Raw genomic sequence first — 680 nt, 5'->3', positions numbered from 1 at the left:
ACTTTTGAGTGCTGCAAGTTAGTTTTGTCTGCGACCGTTTGACGATAAACGCGCTGCAAGTCAGCAGCTAAAGAAAAGAGTCTGGCGGGGAAAATAAACGGGCTTAAAAGCGCCCTATGAAGAGCGCTTGGCATTAAGGGACACGTCCCTTAATAATCCCTATCAATTTTGAAAAAACGTTGATACCTTACTTATCGATTTAATGGGATTAACCAGCTAATAAAAAAGGAAATTATCATGAAAAATGAGCTGCTGCAGGTTATTAGAGATTTAGCAGACGAGAAAGAAACTAAGAGATTATCTCTTGGTGACATTTATCGAAAAATGGACATTGAGACAACCCAGTTCAACAATCTATTAGATGAATTAAAAGAAGATGGGTTTCTAATTGACCATTCAAACAATACTCTATCTTGGGAACGCTCCATCGGGGCTGACGGAATTATCTCACAATCATTCACACGCTGTGTTGAATTAGTGGGATAAAAAAGACTTCGCACAATCCAAGTTATGCAAAACTCAGCCCTTTCAGGGCTGTTTTTTTATGTCCGGATGCTACAAAAAAAAGCAGTTTTACATAACGTGAGGTTACATTGTGCGCAGCTTTGTATGGAAGGGATTAGATGTGCCGATAAGTGTCGTTATCGGCATTAGCGCGTCATTTCTCCTCGGCTCAGGCT

1 protein-coding gene is annotated in these 680 nt (G+C 40.3%); it reads left to right on the top strand.

All coding sequences use genetic code 11. The features are described 5' to 3' along the window. Window positions 1-237: 237 nt before the first annotated feature. Window positions 238-486: a hypothetical protein gene (locus tag L2717_RS18090; protein WP_248938140.1), complete on the top strand. Its 249-nt coding sequence runs from the start codon at window positions 238-240 to the stop codon at window positions 484-486. Window positions 487-680: the final 194 nt, after the last annotated feature.

It is taken from the genome of Shewanella glacialipiscicola (genome assembly GCF_023283485.1).
Taxonomy (GTDB): Bacteria; Pseudomonadota; Gammaproteobacteria; order Enterobacterales; family Shewanellaceae; genus Shewanella; species Shewanella glacialipiscicola.
Note: the sequence above shows the minus strand (reverse complement) of the source record. Positions and strands in the feature narration are given on the sequence as shown.